Here is a 17,966-nt window from a genome sequence, read left to right on the forward strand (position 1 = left end):
CTCACCAGACCTCGGTGTCCAGCGGGCGGGGCAGGTCCGGGTTTCCCTTCGCGGAGAAGACAGGATCCCGACCTTCGCGACGGGAGCGGTCGAAGTCCCGGAGCAGCCCGAACGCCCAACCTCCCAGCAAACCGATGGCCACCAGGTTGATCAGTGTCATCACCGCCATCGCGACATCTGCGAATTCCCAGACCACCTCGAGGGCCAGGACCGAACCGATCCCGACCGCCGCGAGTGTGATCAGGCGGAAGGAGGTCAGTGCGACCTTCCCCGCGTGGAAGAGCGACAGGTTCACCTCCGCGTAGGAGTAGCTACCGACGATCGAAGAGTAGGCGAACACCGTGACCAGCAGGGTCGTCAGCCATGTCGCGGCAGTACCGAACTGGGATGCGATGGCGGCCTGCGTGAGTGCCGCCCCCGTGAGCGTGCTGTCCTGACCCGGCACGTACACCTCCTCCCCGCCCACCATGATGATCAGCGCAGTGGCCGTGCACACGAGCATCGTGTCCACGAACACCCCCAGGGACTGGATCAGCCCCTGCCGGGCAGGGTGCGGCGTGGTGGCGGTCGCGGCGGCGTTCGGGGCACTGCCCATGCCCGCCTCATTGGAGAACAGTCCGCGCTTGGCCCCGTTGAGTAGTGCCGCGCTCAGCCCTCCTGCCGTACCGGCCAGCGCCGGATCCAGGCCGAACGCGGACCTGAGGATCTGGCTGAACACGCCGGGAATTTCTGCCAGGTTCATGACGACGATTGCCAGGGCCAGAACGATGTAGACCACGGCCATCGCAGGGGCGAGGTACGCCATGGCCCGGGCGATCCGCCGCACGCCGCCGAACAGGACGGGAGCGGCGAAGACGACGAGCACGAGCGCGGTCCACTGGGCGCCTACCGAGTGACCGCCTCGGAGCACGTCGCTGACCGTGTTGGCCTGCACCATGTTGAACAGAGTGAAGGTGACGATGAGAACGGCGGCGAACAAGGCTCCGACCCGCCGGGCACCAAGGCCGCGGGCGATGTAGAACGCGGGACCCCCACGAAACGAGCCGTCCTCTGCGGGCACCTTGAACACCTGGGCCAGAGTGGCCTCCACGAACGCGGTCGCCATGCCGAGAGCGGCCACAACCCACATCCAGAAGATGGCTCCAGGACCGCCGAGCGTGAGGGCGATACCCACGCCGGCGATGTTCCCCGTCCCCACACGCGTCGACAGCCCGACGCAGAAGGCCTGGAACGAGGAGATGCCTCCGTCAGCATGCCCGCTGTGAAGTAGTTGGCGCACCATCAGAGGGAAGAGTCGGATCTGGACGAAACGGGTGCGGAAGGTGAAGTAGAGACCTGCGCCAATCAGCAAGTAGACCAGAACATACGACCAGAGAAACTCGCTGATCGGCCCGATGAGGCTCTGCCGAATGAAGTCCATGACGCCTATTGGATGCGGCGAACCACCCAAATCGGCCCATCGACACGTACCACCCGGCGCTGTGAACCGCCCCGGGGAAGTGGAGTTTATGCCCCGCACACGAAAAAGCCCCTGCTCATCGAACAGGGACTTCCTTTGCCACAACGCACTCAAGTGCGTCGTGGCCGACCGAGCGGCGTTCGAGGCAACCGCCCTGGGTGGTCATTCGGTCACGGGTGCCACGTACGGGATGCGCATGACGGAAGGCGGCATGCCGTTCGAGACCGCCTTACCGGACGTCGCCGAGGGCACCCGGCTCGCCTTCACACCGACGGGCTACGAATCGAGGACCACATGCGGGACCGGCGTCGGGATCGAGCTGCCGCTCGGCGCTGTTCCAAGCCGACCGCCCGTCGGAGGAGACCTGCCGTGAGGTGCTCGCCAGGCTGCGGCACGACGGGGCGCTGTTCACTCGGTACGGTTTCCGGCCGATCAGGGTGTGGCTGCTCCGTGACCAATGCCTGACCTGCGGGGTGGCGGACGGCAGCGGCGCTTCGATCACCTGCGGTACGCGGCCGCGACGGGCGAGGGAGGCCTGGGCCTGTTCCCGATCGCCCAGATGTCCGAACGCTGAGGGAACCCGGTAGACCCCCGGAGGGCAAGATCTCTTGGATCTTCTGGATGGAACAGCCGCTCGCCCGCCGAGGGCCGCCGCTCGACGCGGACGGAGAAGTGCCGCTCGACCTGTTCGACCTCGACAGCGAGGCCCTGTGACGCAGGGCACGGTTCTGGGTCCCTGCGGCCGGGCCGCACAGGAGAGCCACGGCTCGTGTTCGGACTCGACGAGATCGCCGAGTTGCGCAGTGTGATGGGCCGGGTTCAATGAGAGACGACCGCCTCCGGCTTCGGATCCCCTGCAGGCGCAGACGCTGAATTCCCGGCCCTGACTCTCCTGGGCGGACAAGTCCATCGCATAACGCCGCGTTTGGAACGAGACCCGGAGTCCCGTATGGCGATGAACCTCAACAGTTCCATGAGATTCCCGGATATCACGCAATTCCCGGATATCACGCAATTCCCGGATATCACGCAATTTCCGGACTGGGCGCTCTGGGGGATCACATTGACCGCCTCGCTCCTTGTCGCGTCCGCGGGGACGGTCCTGGTGAGGAGAATCCATCCGAGGCTGATGAACGAGCCCCAGCTGCGAGAGACCGTGGAGTTCATCGTCAACGGCAGCTTTGTACTCTTCGGGCTCCTCATGGCGCTGATTGCGGTGGTTGCCTACGACCAATATTCGGCCGCATTGTCCGCGACCCAGCAGGAAGCGGCAGAACTCATCTCCATACATGGAATATCTGAGAGCCTGCCAGAGTCCTCGTCTGCGGATGTGGTAAACAGTGTCGAGATGTACGTTAAATGCGTCATAGATGTCGAGTGGCCGGCCATGGTAGAGGGCAGGAGCGCTTTGTATCCATGCTCTCCGCAAGCGCGAGAAATCGGGCATGCCGTCGGGGCGCTCGAGCCGGCAACGGGGCGGGAATCGAATATCCAGCAAGCCCTTTTCGCAACTTATGGAGATTTCCTGTCGAGTCGGAGGGAGCGCGTGTTCTACTCCCAGCGGAATCTACCTGGGCCCCTCTGGTTCGTCCTGGGGCTTGGGGTCATTATTATGACCTCACTCATCTGGTTCATGCCCATAAAATCACGGCTAATTCATGCGATAATTTCAGGAGTTATATCCTTGAGTCTGGCCAGCATTGTCGCGGTTATCCTTATCCTGACCACTCCGTTCCAGGGGAGCTTCCACGTATCGGTCTACCCGTTCAGAGAAATTCAGGCCATTATGGAAAAACCGTAGAGGTCGTAACACGATCTTGCTGCCTCTTCAGCTCTCCCCGACCGCGTCCACGCGGTCTGCTGGCGCGTACGCCTCGCCCGCCCCTCCCCGAGGACCTGCGGCGCCCCTGGACACCACGCTCGCGAACGCGGCCGAGCAAGACGACCTCTGCCACGAGACCGGGGTGCGTCTCGAACTGGCCATGGTGCACACCTCGGGCGGCGACGACGTCCGCCATCCGTCTCCGCCAGGTTCAGGAGGGCGAGCCGGACAGGACTTCCACCTTGCCCGTGTCGAGCAGGTAGTAGGCACCTACCACGGCGAGGGCGCCCTCCTGCACGAGTGGGGCGAGGTCCTCGTTGGAGCGCAGAGTCTCCGCTGTCAGTGTGGCCTGGGCGCGGGCCATGGTCTCCACTGGGTCGGGGCCGCCCTCCCGGACCGCCTGCTCGTATGCGGGCCGCAGAGCATCGACGATCGCCTCCAGGTTGCCGGGCAGTGGTTCGCCGTCGCGGATGGACTTGTACGCCGCCTCGACAGCCCCACAACGTTGGTGACCGAGGACCATGACGAGTGGGGTGCCACTCGTCATGGGTCCGTACTCGACGGAACCGGTGACCACGGGACCGATCGCCTCCCCGCCCGTACGCATCACGTAGAGGTCGCCCAGGCCGGTGTCGAAGATGAGTTCAGGCGGCACCCGGGAGTCGATGCAGGAGAGAATCGCCCCGAAGGGCTCCTGCTTCTGGGCCACGAACTGACGCCGGCTCGGATCCCGGTCGGGGTGCTGAAGCCCTCCTTCCACCCAGCGCTCGTTGCCTTCCATCAACATCGCCAATGCCGCGGCGGGCGTGGTCGGCGTCGGCCGCGGCACGGTCGAGGCGCTGGGCGCCGGTGTGACGGTACGCATCGGTGCGCATCCCCCAAGCGCAATGGTCGTACCCGCAAGCGCGGCCCCGAGCACGGCTCTGCGAGCCGGACGTCCTGCCATATGACTTCCACCGTTCCCTTCGATGCCGCTCAGAACCGTCCACACGGCCTGACGGCAGAGCTAGTGCCGTGTCGGGCAAGGTTTGCCCGTCAAGGAGCGGCGTCCGGTGCACGGGGCCTCCCCCGGCCCTCGGGGCCGAGGGGGTGGGGCCTCCCCCGCGGCCCTCCGGCCGAGGGGGAGGGGTCTCCCCAGGCCCTCCGGGCCGAGGGGAAGATCGCAAGGCGCCGGATCGACCTCGTGGTGGGCCTACTCGGTTGATTCGGCAACGCCGCGAGTCGCCGTGCCGGGTGCCGCGACGGGGCGAACGTCGCCTGATGCGGCACTAGTGTCCGGCAGAGGACGACGGTCCGACGCGAGGCGCGAGAGGGCGCGGGCTGCTTTGCCGCCAACGGCTCAAAGAGCCCGCGCGCGGAACTCGAGCATCCGGGCTCCGTCGACATCCGCGGACAGCTGTCTGCCACCGCACGCCGACGTGCTCTCATCCTGTCTGCCGAGGCCCTCGTCGGCACGGGCCCGGCTTCGTCGAAGTCCTCGATCACCAACCGACACCACGGAGTGGACCGCCTCCCCGGCACGCGGGCGCGTCCGGCGTGATCACGCCTACCCGAACAGCGTTTCCAGGAAGGGTGCTCGGGGTCGTCCCCACTCCCCCGGGCCGCCCTCGCGGACGGCCGGGGTGCGCGGTCATGGCGCCCCCTCCTCACTCCCTGGACTGCTGCCTCCGGGGCGATCCGTTCCGGTATCAGGCTGTTCGGTTCAACGGGGAGTTCCACGGGGCAGCTCACCCCGGATGGCATGCACCATGTACCGGTCTGTGCCCGCGAGGCATGGGTCCTGTGTGGCGGCGACCTGGAAACCCTGGCCGACCAACCCGGTGACGATTCTCCCGAGCCGTCCCGACGTGGGAGATCCGGGTGCGTCGTGAACCTCGGTCACGACCTGTCGTATCGTCGGCCAATGGCGGTCGTGGATTCCGTTCAGCACGTCCAGCTCCGACCGCTGGACATCGATCTTCAGCATGTCGATGTGTTCGACGGCTTGCTCGTCGATGACATCGGACAAAACGCGAACGCGGCAGACGTATTCCCGCGACTGCATTTCATTTCCCAAAGAACCGGTCGATCCAGTCGGTGTCCCGTCCGCGTCGGTCACAGGTCGGCCCGACCGTCCGCTTACTATCCGCTCGATGACTGCCATGTCCATGACCTCATCGGCGTATGCGCTACGGGCGGACATCACGGACCAGTCTGGATAGTACGAGAACGTGACCTCCTCCTCGGAGTCCGACAACCCGTACTCGAACAGTCTTGCGTGCGCGGCAACGTTCTGCCGCAGCTTCGCGAACAGAGGCGGCAGTGGCTCGAATGCATAAATCGATGCCGTCGGGCAGACCGACCGGACGAACAGCGAAAACATTCCGATATTGGCCCCGATATCGAAAACAACGGAATTCTCCGGTAGTGTCACTCCGAAGCGGAGGTATGCCCGTTGTGCGAATATCTCTTCATGCAGGCGTTCCGTCTCATGCCGATTCACGCCCGCGATGCCGCCCGTTTCGACTCGCATCACTGTTTCCTTTCCATGCCTCCCGGCTTTTTCGCGACTCGGCACACGGTCGTTTTCGCCACGAACAGCGCAGGGCCTCTCCTTCCCCCCTCCGGGCTCCCTACCGGGGTGACCGGCTCGCCGCGCCGGACGGTGGCCGGCGGTACGACGCGGACGCGTGATCGCGGCACGCGCGGCAGCGGCCGTCCATGATCACGTGCCGTACCGTTGCTCGCCCTCAGTGCCGCGTCAGGTCGAACACGGCATCCAACGGTGCGATCTCCGCTTCCATCGCGGCGGGGCCGTCGACGCACAGCGGGCGGCAGGCGCGGCACATCGCGGTGACAGCGGCACGCAGGCTCTGGTCAGCCCAGATCACTCCGCCGATCCCCAGGGCCCGTGAGTCGCTGACGAGCCGGGCTGTCTGTGAGCCCTCGGCCCTGGATGATCGCAACGATGGCGTCGGTACCGCTCACGATCCATCCTATTCCCAACGGATCGACCGGGTCGCTGCACGGACGGGCAAGCGGTGCCGGGCGTGCTGAACGTTGCTCGTCACGCTCAGCGCCGATCTGCGCCAAGTCGTTCCAGAGGCCCTGGCCCGCCAGGCGATCGCCGACCAGATCGTCCAGGAGGCCAACCCCCATGCCTACACGTCCGAGATCGGCCCCGGCCGCCCGCTGCCCACCCCCTCACCTGGCCGGCGCGAGGCCGTCGTGGAGGCGACGAAGCGGGACTTCGTCCAAGGCCGTCAGGTGAGCGTCAGTGTCGGCGCAGTCATCTGCGCGCCGACCATGGTGCTGCTCTGGACCGTCCCGCGTCGTGGTTCGGACCTAGCGAGTGAGGCAGGGTGAAGTCCGCGGACCCGTCGTCGCGAAACAGCCCCCAGTGCGTCCCGGACCCGGATCGCCAAGCTCCCCTTCGGGAACGCGGCCCGCGCCACCCGCACCGTGTCCGCCGGAACCGCTCCCGGCCCGCCCGGAGTCTCCGCCTTGCGATGCACCGCATCTGACGCGGAGGCGCGCTGATCCACCGGGGATTACGGGACAGCCCTCAGGCGAACACCACCGTGCGGTGGCCGTTCAGGAGGATCCGGTGCTCCGCGTGCCACTTCACCGCGCGGGCCAGCGCCTGGCACTCCACGTCGCGGCCGACCGCGACCAGTTGTTCCGGCGTCACCTCGTGGCCGACGCGCTCCACCTCCTGCTCGATGATCGGGCCCTCGTCCAGGTCGGCCGTCACGTAGTGCGCCGTCGCGCCGATCAGCTTCACCCCGCGGGCGTGCGCCTGGTGGTACGGCTTCGCGCCCTTGAAGCTCGGCAGGAAGGAGTGGTGGATGTTGATGATCCGTCCGCTCAGCTGCTTGCAGAGGTCGTCGGAGAGGACCTGCATGTAGCGTGCGAGCACGACGAGTTCGACGTTCTCCTCGCGCACCAGCTCCAGCAGCTCCGCCTCGGCCTGCGGCTTGGTGTCCCTGGTGACCGGGATGTGCCGGAACGGAATGTCGTAGGAGGCGACGAGTTCCGCGAAGTCGGTGTGGTTGGAGACCACGGCGGCGATGTCGACCGGCAGGGCCCCGATCCTCGACCGGAACAGCAGGTCGTTCAGGCAGTGGCCGAACTTGCTGACCAGCAGCACGACCCGCATACGCTCGTCGGCGCGGTGGATCTGCCAGTCCATGGAGAACGAGTCGCCCACCGCGGCGAAGCCGGCGCGCAGCTTGTCCACGGTCACCGGGTCCTCGGCCGAGAAGTGCACCCGCATGAAGAACAGGCCGGTGTCCCGGTCTCCGAACTGCTGGCTGTCCTCGATGTTGCAGCCGGTGATGAACAGGTAGCTGGAAACGGCGTGCACGATGCCCTGTTTGTCCGGGCAGGAGAGCGTGAGGACGTACTGGTCGGTCATTCTCGTAGGGTGTCACACCCCCAGGCCGGCGGCGGAAGGGCGTCCGTCAGGCGGACCGCTGTGATCCCGGCGTCCGCCGGGCGGACCGCACGATCGTGATTCCGGCGCGTCCGTCGGGCGGACCGCGGTGATCCCGGCGTCCGTCGTCGCCGGGGAGCCGTGCCGTGCCCGCGACCGTCAGGCCGAACGCGTCATGATCCGCAGCACTTCCAGGGTGCGCGGCGGAGCGTCCGGGTCCTCCCCGTCGTTCGTCGCCAGCAGTACGTGGGCCTCCCGTGCGGCCCGCACGGCCTCGGGCCAGGCGTGGTGCTCCATGTACGCCGAGACCGGCGCGTCCGCGCCGACCTGGTGCATGATCCGCAGCACCCGCAGCACGGCCACGTCGACGAGCGCGGCCTCACCGGAGTCCCGGAAGATCGTTCCCACGTACTTCTCGGCGGACCAGTTGTCCAGCCAGGTGTCCTCGACCAGCCGGTAGACGGCGTCGGTGACATCGCCGTACCCCTCATGGCCTGTCAGCCAGGTTTCCTGGTGGAAGGCGGGGTCGGAGAACATGTGCAGCGCCGAGCGCACATTGGCACGCCAGCGCCACCAGGGCATGTCGTTGAGCGGCATGTCGCCCATGGTGGAGGAGCGACGGCCGCGGCGGGAAGAGTTCATTGACGTTCACCTCGTGAGCTCGGTCCTTGCGAGCTCCGCGACACGGTCAGCACCGAAGCTAGCGCGGCCTCGATCGTACGTTCTCCGTCATCCGGCGATCCCGACCCCCTGCAATTCACCTCGCGGTCACCCTGTGTTGAACCGCCACCACTCCGGTGTTACCCATGGGGCGGAATTGTGCAGGGGCATGACCGGTAGGCGACCCTTCTCCTTCCCCCGCCCTCTCAGAACCGCGACGGCCCTCGCCGCGTGCACGGCGGTCGTCGGCGCGTCACTCGCCGGGTGCGGGGTGCTCCCCGGCGGCTCGGCGGGGGCCAGGGCGCCGATCACCGTGATGACCTTCGCCCCGGAGGAGACCCGGGCCACGAACATGCCCGGAATGCCCGCCATGGCCCAGGCGTACGCCAAGTACGTCAACGAGAAGGGCGGCATCGACGGTCACGAGCTGCGGGTACTGACCTGCAACGAGCACAACACGACGGCGGGCGCGGCGGCCTGTGCCCGGCGTGCGGTGGCCGAGGGCGCGGTCGCCGTGGTCGGCTCGTACAGCCAGAACGGCCGCGCCTTCATGGCGCCGCTGGAAGCCGCGGGCGTTCCGTACATCGGCGGCTACGGGGTGTCGGAGGAGGAGTTCACCAGCTACCTCTCCTACCCGGTGAACGGAGGCCAGGCGGCGCTCCTCGCCGGCAACGGCCGGCAGCTGGCGGACAGCTGCAGCCAGGTGTCGCTGGTGCGGCCCGACACGATCGCCGGCGACAACCTGCCGGTGCTGCTGAACACCGGGCTGTCCGAGGGCGACAGGCGGCCGTCCGCCGACGTCAAGGCCGCGGAGGACGCCACCGAGTACCTGGCGGAGGCCGAGCGGGCCCGGGACGAGGCCGGCGGCCGGAGCGGCTGTGTCACGGCCGTCCTCGGTGAGCGCACCGCGAACTTCTTCGACTCCTTCCGCCGGCTGCCGAAGGACGACAGGGGGGTGCGGATCTCCTCCGTCCTCAGCTCCGTCGACCAGCCGCTGATCGACCGTACGGGCGGGGCCGGCGGGCCGTTCGAGGGCGCGTACATGACCGGCTGGTACCCCGATGCGGGGGACGCCCGCTGGGCCGTGATGCGGCAGGTGATCAAGGACCACGCGTTCGGCGACGACCGGATCGACCCGGCGGACGCGGGGGTGCAGACCACCTGGATCGCGTACACCGTCCTGGAGAAGGTGATCGAGGCGCTCGACCGCGAAAGCGTCACCCCGAGTGCCGTGTCCCACGCCCTCGACACCGGTGTCAGCGTCGACACCGGCGGTCTCACGCCCGTGCTGCGCTGGCGCTTCGAGGACATGCTGGGCGTGCCGGGCTTCCCTCGGATCGTCAACCCGAACGTGACCTTCCAGGTCGTCCGGGACGGCCGTCTGGTCGCCCAGCGGCCGGGCTTCGTCAATGTGGCCCGGACGATGTCGCAGGCGCCCATGGCCTGACCGGCCGGTTCCGGCGGCCCCGGCGACGACCGGGCCGGGCGGGGCCTCGGGGCGCTGCGGGACCGGACGGCGACGGCGGCTTCGGCGGGGACGGAGGACCGGGCAGTGGCCCGAGCCGGGCAGGCACCTGGCGGGCGTGACGGGCCCCGGTCCCGCGGGGCGCCCTCCGCGGTTGCCGGGGCCCGTGCGGTCGGACGGTCCGGGGCCGGAGGTTCAGGGGGTGTCGGGTTCCGAGGTCACGTAGTAGGCGGCGAACGCCTCGAGGATCTGCTCCTCGCTGATCCGGTCGTCCCCGTCGGAGTCCAGCGCGGCGGCCACCGCCGTGCAGCGGTCGGGCTCGACGCCGAGGGCGCGGAGCACCCGCTCGGCGCCGCCCCGGGTGACCCCGGAACCGTCCTCGTCGGCGATGGCGACGACCGCGTGCAGGAAGGGCCGGGCGATCTCCGCGAAGCGGCGGGGGTTGTCACGCAGGCGCTTCACCGCGCCCGTGACGAACTCCTGACGGGAGACCCGCTGGTCGCCGTCGACATCGGCGATGCCCGCCATGCCCTGCCAGAACGCCTCCGCGCCCGAGTACAGGGCCTGCCCCTTGTCGGAGCGTGCGGTCGTGCCGAACTCGGAGAGGAGCGCCGCGGCCGCCTTGCTGAAGTCCGCGCGATCGATGTGGCCGTTGCCGTCCTGGTCGAACTCGGCGAACCGGTGGGCGATCTTGCGCTCGTATTCTGCGCTGTCCATGCGGGGAGCGTACGACGTCGGGGCGTTCCGTGCGTCCCGTTACGCGGACAGGGGCCGCGTCTCGTCGCCGGTGGCGGCGTCCACGTCCTCGTACACCTCGAACAGCCGGCGCACCCCCAGGGCGGCGAGCACCCGGTTCACGTGCGAGCCGTCGACGGCGCCGCGGGCGGGCAGGATCAGCCTCAGCCGCCCGCGGCAGGAGCGCAGCAGGCGGCGCGAGGCGATCAGCACGCCCACACCGCTGGAGTCGCAGAACACCACTCCGGAGAGGTCCAGCACGACGTCGCGGCGCCCCACGGCCACGGCGTCGTGCACATGACGCCGGACCTCGGGGGAACTGACCAGATCCAGTTCGCCCTGAATGTGCAGTATCGTCCAGGGGGTCTGCTCGGTTCGCTCCACCCTGAGCGTCTCGCGCGGCTCTCTCGTCACACCGGTCCCCGTCCGGACGTAGTCGTACCCTTCCGGCGCTGCTGCCCCGCCCCACCGCGGCGAAACCCTCTACCACGCGTGGTCTTCGCCGGGGCGGACTTGCCATAAAGGGGCGTGCGTTTCACCCGCGTCGCATTACATTCGAGTGGACGACAGGACGAGCAGAAGGCGACGAGGACGGGCAGAGGCTTGGGGGCCGCCGGATGGGCAAGGACACACCACCTCGCTGGGACCGCAGGATGCAGCAGCGGCTGGCGCGGGGCGAGGCAGCCGCGCTCGGCGAGTTGTACGACCGTTTCGCCTCGCTCGTCCACAGCCAGGCCCATCGCGTGCTCGACGACGACGCGGCCGCCGACCAGGTGACGCGCGAGGTGTTCGGCTACGTGTGGGAGAACCCGGACGCGTACGACCCCCGGCAGGGCTCGATGCGCTTCTGGGTGGCGCGTCTCACACACGACCAGGCCGTCCACCGGCTGCGGGAGCAGGAGCGCGCGGCGGCCGCCGAGAGCGGTGGCGGCACGGAGGACGTGGAGCAGAAGGTGCGCCGCGCCTCCGTGGCCGCCCGCGCGGACTACATCGTGACGTCGATGCCCGCGCCGCTGCGGGCCGCACTGGAGCTGGCGTACTTCCAGCGCAGGGACTACCGGCAGACCGCCGCCGACCTCGGGGTCACCGCGGACGAGGCGCGCCGACGGCTGCGGCTCGGACTGCAGCTGCTGGCGACGGCCAACACCCGCGCGCTGGAAGGCTCGCCGCCTCCCGGACCGGGAAGCCGCCGGTGAGCGGGCCCCTGGACGGCGGCCGCGGTCCCGGCGACCCCGATGACGTGCCGGGCGCGCCGCCGCGCATACCCGGACCGCGTGCGGCGGGGGACGACCTCGCGCCGCCGGACGTGCTGCCCTCGCCGCCGCCGGAGCCCCTGGCCCACGGTGTGCTCAAGTCGCTGCTCGGGGCCTGGGCGCTGGCGGCGTGCTCGGCCGAGGAGTCCGCGGCCGTGGAGGAGCACCTCACCGGCTGCGCGTCCTGTGCCGAGGAGGCGCAGCGGCTGCGGGACGCCGTGGGGCTGCTGCACACCGAGCGCGACCTCGACCTGGATCCGCTGCTGCGCTCCCGGGTCCTGGAGAACTGCCTGGGCCGGCGGCCCGCCCGGACCCCGGTGCCCGCCTGGGCCGGTGCGTACGACGCGGAGACCGCTCGGCTCGACGCGCTGCTGCGGGACATCGGGGACTCGGAGTGGCACGCCCCGGTGCGGCTGAAGTGGTTCGACGGCGAGGCGAAGGTGAGTCGCAGGACGACGGTCGCCGGAGTGATAGGCCATCTGATGTCCGTGGACGGGCTGGTGGCTTCTGCCCTGGGGCTGGGAGACCCGGCCGGCCCCGACGCGCCGGCCTCGCCGGCCGAGCGCACCGAGCGGCTGTGGAACTCGGGCGAACGCCCGGCGACGCGTTCGGTGCGCGTCCCGTGGCGCGAGCAGAGCCATGCGCTGGTGCGGACGGTGTCGTTCGCCGGGCTCGGGGTGGAGCAGCTGTCGGTGTCCTACGGGGACTTCGCGCTGGCGCTGCAGGACGCGATGCTGGACCGGGCCTTCGAGTGCTGGGTGCACGCGGACGACATCGCGGCCGCGGTGGACTATCCGTACGAACCCCCGGCCGGCGCGCATCTGCACCGAATGATCGATCTGGCGGCCCGGTTGCTGCCCGCGGCGCTGGCCGCCCGGCGGCGGGCCGGGCTCGCCGCCCCGGCCCGCCGTCTGGTGACGGCCGGTTCGCCCGGCCGGTCGCTGCACCTGGAGGTGGAGGGAGCGGGCGGCGGCCACTGGTACATCGCGCTGGACTCGCCCGCGGCGGTGGGCGACCCGGACCACACGGTCGCCCAGATCGCCCTCGACGGTGTGGAGTTCTGCCAGCTCGTGGCGGGCCATGTGCCGCCGGCCGACGCCGCGGCCGGTCAGGACGGGGACCGCGAGGCCGTGCGGGACGTCCTGTTCGCGGCGGCCTCGCTGTCCCGGCTCTGACGGGAGGCGCGTGCCCGCCGGCGAGCGGAGTCCGGTGCACGGGGTCCGCCCCGGCCCTCCGGCCGAGGGTGAGGATCGCAAGGCGCCGGATCGACCTCGTGCCGGGTCTGCTCGGTTGACTCGGCAACTGGTTGGGCAACGCCGCGGGTCGCCGTGCCGGGAAGTCGCGCGGGGCGAACGCCGCCCGCTGCGGCACCGGGTTCCGCGTCGGTCAGGGTGGGCCCGTCGAGGAGCGGCGCCGGGCGGGCGGCCCGGAAGGCCCGGGGGCGTCGCGACGGGGCGAACGCCGCCTCATGCGGCACTGGGTTGCGGTCCCGCGGCGCGGCGTCAGGCGGCGACCCGCAAGGCCCGCAAGGCCCGCAAGGCCCGCAAGGCCCGCAAGGCCCGCAAGGCCCGCAAGGCCCGCAAGGCCCGCAAGGCCCGCAAGGCCCGCAAGGCCCGCAAGGCCCGCAAGGCCCGCAACGCCCGGGCGGCGCGGTGCGGCCGGGCCGCCGCAGACAGCCCTCCGTGGTGCCGGGTTCGACCGGGCGGCGCTCAGGCGGTGGAGAGCGAGATCTCCGTCGCCTTGACCAGGGCGACCGCGGTACCGCCTGCCGAGAGCCCGAGTTCGTCCAGCGCGTCCTTGGTGATCACCGCGGTCAGGTCCTGGCCGCCGTCCAGCCTCAGCCGGACGGTGGCCATCGCCGCGCCCGGGGTCACGGATGTGACCGTGCCGGGCAGCTGGTTGCGGATGCTCAGGCCCTCCACGCGCGCCGTCGCGAGGGCCACCTCGCTGGCCTTCATCAGGGCGCTGACCGCTCCGCCGGGGAAGATGCCCAGCTCCGATACGGCGTCGGCGGTCACGGCCGAGGTGACCTCCTCGCCGCTGTCGAGGCGGATCCTCACCGTCGCCATGGCGGGGCCGCCGGTGACCGCGATCACGGTGCCGGGCAGCTGGTTGCGGATGCTCAGGCTCATGTCGTGCCGTTCGTGTCGGGGATGTCGTTCACGCCCTGGATGTCGTGTCCGCCCCAGTGAACCGCTCACGCAGCTTGTACTTGAGCACCTTGCGCAGTGTGTCGTTGCGGGGCAGCGCGTCCACGAGCTCCAGCTGTTCCGGGAGCTTGTGCACGGCGAGGCCCGCGCCGCGCAGGTACTCCGCGACCTCGTGCAGACTCAGCGGTCCCGCCCCCTCGGGCTGTTGGACCACGGCGCAGACCCGCTCGCCGCGCTCCGGGTCCGGCAGTCCGATCACCGCCGCCTCGTCGACGCCGGGGTGCTCGTGGAGCAGGTCCTCGATCTCCTTGGCGGAGATGTTCTCGCCCTTGCGGATGATGACGTCCTTGAGGCGCCCGGTCAGGACGAGATGGCCGGACTCGGTGAGATGCCCCAGATCGCCGGTGATCAGGAAGCCGTCGGCGTCGAACGCGGCGGCGGTCTGCTCCGGGTCCAGATAGCCCCTGCAGACCGCCTCTCCACGCAGCCGCACCTCGCCGTCGACGATGCGTATCTCCATGCCCTCGGGCGGTCGTCCCTCGGTCGTCGCGAGGTCCTCCGGCCGGTCGTCCGGCGAACCCATCGTGATCATGGGGACCTCGGTCATGCCGTAGCCGTGGGTGAGCTGCACACCCATCTCCCGTACGACGGAGTGGTACAGCTCCGGCGGCTTGGGGGCGCCCCCGCCGGCGAGCAGTCGGAGCGTGGGGACGACCGGCTCGCCCGGCTGCCTGCGCTGTTCGGCGAGGAACATCGAGTAGAAGGCCGTTGACCCGCCGGCGGTGGTGACCCCGTGCCTGCGGTAGGCCTCCAGCGCCTCCGGGAGGGCGAACTTCTCGAAGAGCACGGCGGGGAAGCCGTAGAGCAGCAGCATCACCAGGTAGTCCGCGCCGCCGATGTGGGCGAACGGGAAGGCGATGGAGCCGACGTCTGCGGACGTCAGCCGCAGCGCGTGGGCGAGGCAGGAGCCACCCGCGATCAGTGAACGGTCGGTGTGCAGGACGCCCTTGGGGTCTGAGGTGGTGCCTGACGTCCAGTAGATCCAGCGCACCTCGGTGCCGTCGTCGGGCGGCGGGGGCAGGGCGGAGGGGTCGCCGTCGGGGAGGTCCTCGTACGCCTCGAGGATCCCCCGGGCACCGATCCGCCGGGCCATCGCCGTATGGTCGAAGCCGCGCCAGACGCCCGGCACCGCGAGGAACTCCGCCGCGCAGGCGTCCAGGGCGAAGCCGACCTCGCGGTCCCGGTAGAAGGGGATCACCGGGGACTGCACGGCACCGAGCCTGGCCAGCGCCCCGGCCAGTACGACGGACTCGATCCGGGTGGGCAGCTGCCAGGCCACGACCGTGCCGGGCCGCACACCGCGCGCGTACAGCCCGGCGGCGACCCGTTCGCAGCGTCCGCGCAGTTCGCCGAAGGTGAGGCGGCGGTCGTCCTGGAGCAGGACGGTGCAGTCGGGAGTGAGCCGGGCGCGGCGGTCGATCAGCTCCCAGAGCGTGCGGGAGGCGCCCAGGGAGTGTGCGGTGTCGGTCACGACGGTTCCCTCCGTTCCGACGGCGCCTGACGATACGTCAGTTAGTGCCCGGAAGCGTAGGGCTGGTCGCCTTGTCGGTCCAGGGGCGCGGGGCTAGCCTGCTGTCTGACGATCCGTCAGATAAGTGGCGAACGGAGGGGCCCGATGGAACGGGAACTGCCTCGGATCATCAGCGTCGACGACCATGTGATCGAGCCCGCACATCTCTTCGAGACCTGGCTGCCGGCGAGGTACCGGGACCGCGGACCCCGGCCGCTCACTGCCGGCATCGGTGAGCTCGCGTACGTCGGCGGCAAGTACCGGATCACGATGGACCCCGACGGGCCGCCCACGGACTGGTGGATCTACGAGGACCTGGAGTTCCCGTACAAGCGCAACATCGCCGCCGTCGGCTTCGACCGCGACGAGATGACGCTGGAGGGGATCACCCGGGCCGAGATGCGGCGCGGCTGCTGGGACCCCAAGGCCCGACTGGAGGACATGGACCTCAACCACGTCGAGGCGTCCCTGTGCTTCCCCACCTTCCCCCGGTTCTGCGGCCAGACCTTCGCCGAGGCCAAGGACAAAGAGGTCGCGCTCGCCTGTGTCCGCGCGTACAACGACTGGATGGTGGAGGAGTGGTGCGGCGACAGCGGCGGCCGGCTCATCCCCCTCTGCATCGTCCCCCTGTGGGACATCGATCTCGCGGTGGCCGAGATCCGGCGCAACGCGGCCCGTGGCGTACGGGCCGTGACCTTCTCCGAGATCCCCACCTGTCTGGGACTGCCGTCGATCCACTCCGGCTACTGGGACCCGTTCTTCGCCGTCTGCCAGGAGACCGGGACGGTCGTCAACATGCACATCGGCTCGTCCTCGCAGATGCCCGCGGCCTCGCCCGACGCGCCCCCCGCCGTCCAGGCGGCGCTCTCCTTCAACAACGCCATGGCGTCGATGACGGACTTCCTCTTCAGCGGGGTGCTGGTGAGGTTCCCGGCGCTCAAGCTCGCCTACAGCGAGGGCCAGATGGGCTGGATCCCGTACGCGCTGGAACGGGCGGACGACGTGTGGCGGGAGCACCGGGCCTGGGGCGGGGTGCGCGATCTTGTCCCCGAACCGCCGTCCATGTACTACTACCGGCAGATCTTCTGCTGCTTCTTCCGCGACAAGCACGGCGTCGCCTCGCTCGACGTGGTGGGCCGCGACAACGCCACCTTCGAGACGGACTACCCCCACGTGGACTCGACCTTCCCGCACACCCGGGAGGTCGCCCTGGACCATGTGAAGGACCTCGACGACGAGACCGTCCACAAGCTGATGCGCGGCAACGCGATCCGGATGCTCGGCCTGGACCTGGACGCGTAGTGGACCTCGCGTACACCGAGGAGGAGGAGGCATTCCGGGCCGGGCTGCGGGACTGGCTCGGGGGCGCCCTCTCCGAGCTCCCGCCGCCGCCCCCGCCCGACGACTGGCCGGCCCGGCGCGCCCACGACACCGCCTGGCAGCGGGCGCTGTACGACGCCGGATACGCGGACGTCCACTGGGACGCGTCCCCGACCCGGCGGCTGATCTTCCTGGAGGAGACCGAGAAGGCCGGGGCCCCCTACGTCGGCGCGAACTTCGTGGGCCTGCTGCACGCCGGGCCGACCATCGCCGCCGAGGGCACCCGCGAACAGCGCGAGCGCTGGCTGCCGCGCATCCTGCGCGGCGAGGAGATCTGGTGCCAGGGCTTCAGCGAGCCCGACGCCGGGTCCGACCTCGCCTCCCTGCGGACCAGGGCCGTCCGCGACGGGGACTCCTACGTGGTGACCGGCGCCAAGGTCTGGACCTCGCACGCCGAGGTCGCCGACTGGTGCGAACTGCTCGTGCGCACCGACCCGCAGGCGCCCCGTCACCGCGGCATCAGCTGGCTCGCGATGCCGATGGACGCGCCCGGCGTCACCGTCCGGCCGCTGCGCACCCTCGCCGGGTCGACGGAGTTCGCCGAGGTCCACCTCGACGAGGTGCGGGTGCCGGTGGCGAACCGGGTGGGGGAGGAGAACGACGGCTGGCGCGTCACGATGGTGACCCTGTCCTTCGAACGCGGCACCGCCTTCGTCGGCGAGGTCGTCGCCTGCCGCCGTACGCTCGCCGCGCTGGCCCGCACCGCACGGGAGAACGGCCGCTGGGACGACGCCGTACTGCGCCGCCGGCTCGGCAGGCTCAACGCGGAGTTCGGCGCGCTGTGGCGGCTCACCCAGTGGAACGTCAGCGAGGCCGAGGCGACCGGCGGCGTCCCCGGCACCGGCGGCTCGGTCTTCAAGCTCCGCTACTCCCACGCCCGCCAGGAGCTGTACGACACGGCCGCCGAGGTGCTCGGCCCGGACGCGCTGGACCTGTCCCGCGAGTGGACCCTCGGCAGGCTGGCGTCGCTGGCGTACACCATCGCCGCCGGCACCTCGCAGATCCAGCGGAACATCGTCGCCGAGCGGATCCTCGGCCTGCCGAAGGAGCGATGAGGA

18 protein-coding genes are annotated in these 17,966 nt (G+C 69.9%); 8 read left to right on the forward strand and 10 right to left on the reverse strand.

Translation table 11 applies throughout. The features are described 5' to 3' along the window. Position 1: 1 nt before the first annotated feature. Entirely contained in the window at positions 2-1,420 is a 1,419-nt protein-coding gene (locus tag FEF34_RS21645) for an alanine/glycine:cation symporter family protein (RefSeq protein ID WP_138054622.1), read from the reverse strand. Positions 1,421-1,670: 250 nt separating this feature from the next. Here FEF34_RS21645 and FEF34_RS41385 point away from each other — a divergent pair, with 250 nt between their 5' ends. Both FEF34_RS41385 and FEF34_RS21650 read left to right on the forward strand, forming a co-directional pair. Then, positions 1,671-1,832, forward strand: a complete 162-nt coding sequence (locus FEF34_RS41385; RefSeq protein WP_171053042.1) for a hypothetical protein — start codon at positions 1,671-1,673, stop codon at positions 1,830-1,832. Positions 1,833-2,408: 576 nt separating this feature from the next. Further along, on the forward strand, positions 2,409-3,260 hold the full coding sequence (locus FEF34_RS21650; RefSeq protein ID WP_138054623.1) for a bestrophin-like domain: 852 nt from the start codon (positions 2,409-2,411) through the stop codon (positions 3,258-3,260). 232 nt (positions 3,261-3,492) lie between these two features. Here the strand turns inward: FEF34_RS21650 and FEF34_RS21655 are convergent, their stop codons facing one another. The 3 genes from FEF34_RS21655 to FEF34_RS21665 form a co-directional block, all read right to left on the reverse strand. Beyond that, positions 3,493-4,146 (reverse strand): carbonic anhydrase, encoded by a 654-nt coding sequence (locus FEF34_RS21655; RefSeq protein ID WP_234042500.1) that lies wholly within the window; start codon positions 4,144-4,146, stop codon positions 3,493-3,495. An 837-nt stretch (positions 4,147-4,983) separates the two neighbouring features. Then, a complete protein-coding gene (locus tag FEF34_RS21660) occupies positions 4,984-5,793 on the reverse strand; it encodes an FkbM family methyltransferase (protein ID WP_138054624.1) in 810 nt (269 codons plus the stop codon). A gap of 217 nt (positions 5,794-6,010) precedes the next feature. Then, positions 6,011-6,226 (reverse strand): hypothetical protein, encoded by a 216-nt coding sequence (locus tag FEF34_RS21665; RefSeq protein ID WP_138054625.1) that lies wholly within the window; start codon positions 6,224-6,226, stop codon positions 6,011-6,013. A 94-nt stretch (positions 6,227-6,320) separates the two neighbouring features. On the opposite strand from FEF34_RS21665, the gene FEF34_RS21670 reads away from it, so the two are divergent. Further along, positions 6,321-6,626, forward strand: a complete 306-nt coding sequence (locus FEF34_RS21670; protein WP_138054626.1) for a hypothetical protein — start codon at positions 6,321-6,323, stop codon at positions 6,624-6,626. Positions 6,627-6,825: 199 nt separating this feature from the next. On the opposite strand, the gene purU is transcribed toward FEF34_RS21670, so the two are convergent. Together purU and FEF34_RS21680 are read right to left on the reverse strand one after the other, a co-directional pair. Then, positions 6,826-7,677 (reverse strand): formyltetrahydrofolate deformylase, encoded by an 852-nt coding sequence (purU, locus tag FEF34_RS21675; RefSeq protein ID WP_138054627.1) that lies wholly within the window; start codon positions 7,675-7,677, stop codon positions 6,826-6,828. Positions 7,678-7,854: 177 nt separating this feature from the next. Further along, positions 7,855-8,301 carry an SCO4402 family protein gene (locus FEF34_RS21680; RefSeq protein ID WP_138057639.1) on the reverse strand — a complete coding sequence of 149 codons (447 nt, stop codon included), beginning with the start codon at positions 8,299-8,301 and terminating at the stop codon, positions 7,855-7,857. A gap of 223 nt (positions 8,302-8,524) precedes the next feature. On the opposite strand from FEF34_RS21680, the gene FEF34_RS21685 reads away from it, so the two are divergent. Continuing rightward, positions 8,525-9,802: an ABC transporter substrate-binding protein gene (locus tag FEF34_RS21685; protein ID WP_138054628.1), complete on the forward strand. Its 1,278-nt coding sequence runs from the start codon at positions 8,525-8,527 to the stop codon at positions 9,800-9,802. Positions 9,803-10,015: 213 nt separating this feature from the next. Here the strand turns inward: FEF34_RS21685 and FEF34_RS21690 are convergent, their stop codons facing one another. Then, positions 10,016-10,537 carry an EF-hand domain-containing protein gene (locus tag FEF34_RS21690; protein WP_138054629.1) on the reverse strand — a complete coding sequence of 174 codons (522 nt, stop codon included), beginning with the start codon at positions 10,535-10,537 and terminating at the stop codon, positions 10,016-10,018. A 39-nt stretch (positions 10,538-10,576) separates the two neighbouring features. Continuing rightward, positions 10,577-10,969: an STAS domain-containing protein gene (locus FEF34_RS21695; RefSeq protein ID WP_138054630.1), complete on the reverse strand. Its 393-nt coding sequence runs from the start codon at positions 10,967-10,969 to the stop codon at positions 10,577-10,579. Positions 10,970-11,172: 203 nt separating this feature from the next. Between FEF34_RS21695 and FEF34_RS21700 the strand changes: the two genes are divergently transcribed. Together FEF34_RS21700 and FEF34_RS21705 are read left to right on the forward strand one after the other, a co-directional pair. Next, a complete protein-coding gene (locus FEF34_RS21700) occupies positions 11,173-11,751 on the forward strand; it encodes a sigma-70 family RNA polymerase sigma factor (protein WP_138054631.1) in 579 nt (192 codons plus the stop codon). After that, positions 11,748-12,983: a maleylpyruvate isomerase N-terminal domain-containing protein gene (locus FEF34_RS21705; RefSeq protein WP_138054632.1), complete on the forward strand. Its 1,236-nt coding sequence runs from the start codon at positions 11,748-11,750 to the stop codon at positions 12,981-12,983. The genes FEF34_RS21700 and FEF34_RS21705 overlap by 4 nt, the downstream gene beginning before the upstream one ends. 534 nt (positions 12,984-13,517) lie before the next feature. Here the strand turns inward: FEF34_RS21705 and FEF34_RS21715 are convergent. Further along, a complete protein-coding gene (locus tag FEF34_RS21715) occupies positions 13,518-13,940 on the reverse strand; it encodes a TOBE domain-containing protein (protein WP_138054633.1) in 423 nt (140 codons plus the stop codon). A 28-nt stretch (positions 13,941-13,968) separates the two neighbouring features. Beyond that, positions 13,969-15,489, reverse strand: coding sequence for a class I adenylate-forming enzyme family protein (locus FEF34_RS21720; RefSeq protein ID WP_138054634.1), 1,521 nt, complete (start codon positions 15,487-15,489; stop codon positions 13,969-13,971). A gap of 144 nt (positions 15,490-15,633) precedes the next feature. Between FEF34_RS21720 and FEF34_RS21725 the strand changes: the two genes are divergently transcribed. Both FEF34_RS21725 and FEF34_RS21730 read left to right on the forward strand, forming a co-directional pair. After that, positions 15,634-16,830: an amidohydrolase family protein gene (locus FEF34_RS21725; protein ID WP_138054635.1), complete on the forward strand. Its 1,197-nt coding sequence runs from the start codon at positions 15,634-15,636 to the stop codon at positions 16,828-16,830. Beyond that, a complete protein-coding gene (locus FEF34_RS21730) occupies positions 16,830-17,963 on the forward strand; it encodes an acyl-CoA dehydrogenase family protein (protein WP_138054636.1) in 1,134 nt (377 codons plus the stop codon). The genes FEF34_RS21725 and FEF34_RS21730 overlap by 1 nt, the downstream gene beginning before the upstream one ends. The last annotated feature ends 3 nt before the right edge of the window (positions 17,964-17,966 follow it).

Source organism: Streptomyces marianii, assembly GCF_005795905.1.
In the GTDB taxonomy this organism is placed as follows: Bacteria; Actinomycetota; Actinomycetes; order Streptomycetales; family Streptomycetaceae; genus Streptomyces; species Streptomyces marianii.

What these genes read in the sequence shown, in the direction of transcription:
- FEF34_RS21680 (WP_138057639.1), bottom strand. Translation starts at nt 8,301, where the DNA reads ATGGGCGACATGCCGCTCAACGACATGCCCTGGTGGCGCTGGCGTGCC.
- FEF34_RS21725 (WP_138054635.1), top strand. Translation starts at nt 15,634, where the DNA reads ATGGAACGGGAACTGCCTCGGATCATCAGCGTCGACGACCATGTGATC.
- FEF34_RS21650 (WP_138054623.1), top strand. Translation starts at nt 2,409, where the DNA reads ATGGCGATGAACCTCAACAGTTCCATGAGATTCCCGGATATCACGCAA.
- FEF34_RS41385 (WP_171053042.1), top strand. Translation starts at nt 1,671, where the DNA reads ATGCCGTTCGAGACCGCCTTACCGGACGTCGCCGAGGGCACCCGGCTC.
- FEF34_RS21690 (WP_138054629.1), bottom strand. Translation starts at nt 10,537, where the DNA reads ATGGACAGCGCAGAATACGAGCGCAAGATCGCCCACCGGTTCGCCGAG.
- purU (WP_138054627.1), bottom strand. Translation starts at nt 7,677, where the DNA reads ATGACCGACCAGTACGTCCTCACGCTCTCCTGCCCGGACAAACAGGGC.
- FEF34_RS21655 (WP_234042500.1), bottom strand. Translation starts at nt 4,146, where the DNA reads ATGCGTACCGTCACACCGGCGCCCAGCGCCTCGACCGTGCCGCGGCCG.
- FEF34_RS21700 (WP_138054631.1), top strand. Translation starts at nt 11,173, where the DNA reads ATGGGCAAGGACACACCACCTCGCTGGGACCGCAGGATGCAGCAGCGG.
- FEF34_RS21660 (WP_138054624.1), bottom strand. Translation starts at nt 5,793, where the DNA reads ATGCGAGTCGAAACGGGCGGCATCGCGGGCGTGAATCGGCATGAGACG.
- FEF34_RS21685 (WP_138054628.1), top strand. Translation starts at nt 8,525, where the DNA reads ATGACCGGTAGGCGACCCTTCTCCTTCCCCCGCCCTCTCAGAACCGCG.
- FEF34_RS21645 (WP_138054622.1), bottom strand. Translation starts at nt 1,420, where the DNA reads ATGGACTTCATTCGGCAGAGCCTCATCGGGCCGATCAGCGAGTTTCTC.
- FEF34_RS21715 (WP_138054633.1), bottom strand. Translation starts at nt 13,940, where the DNA reads ATGAGCCTGAGCATCCGCAACCAGCTGCCCGGCACCGTGATCGCGGTC.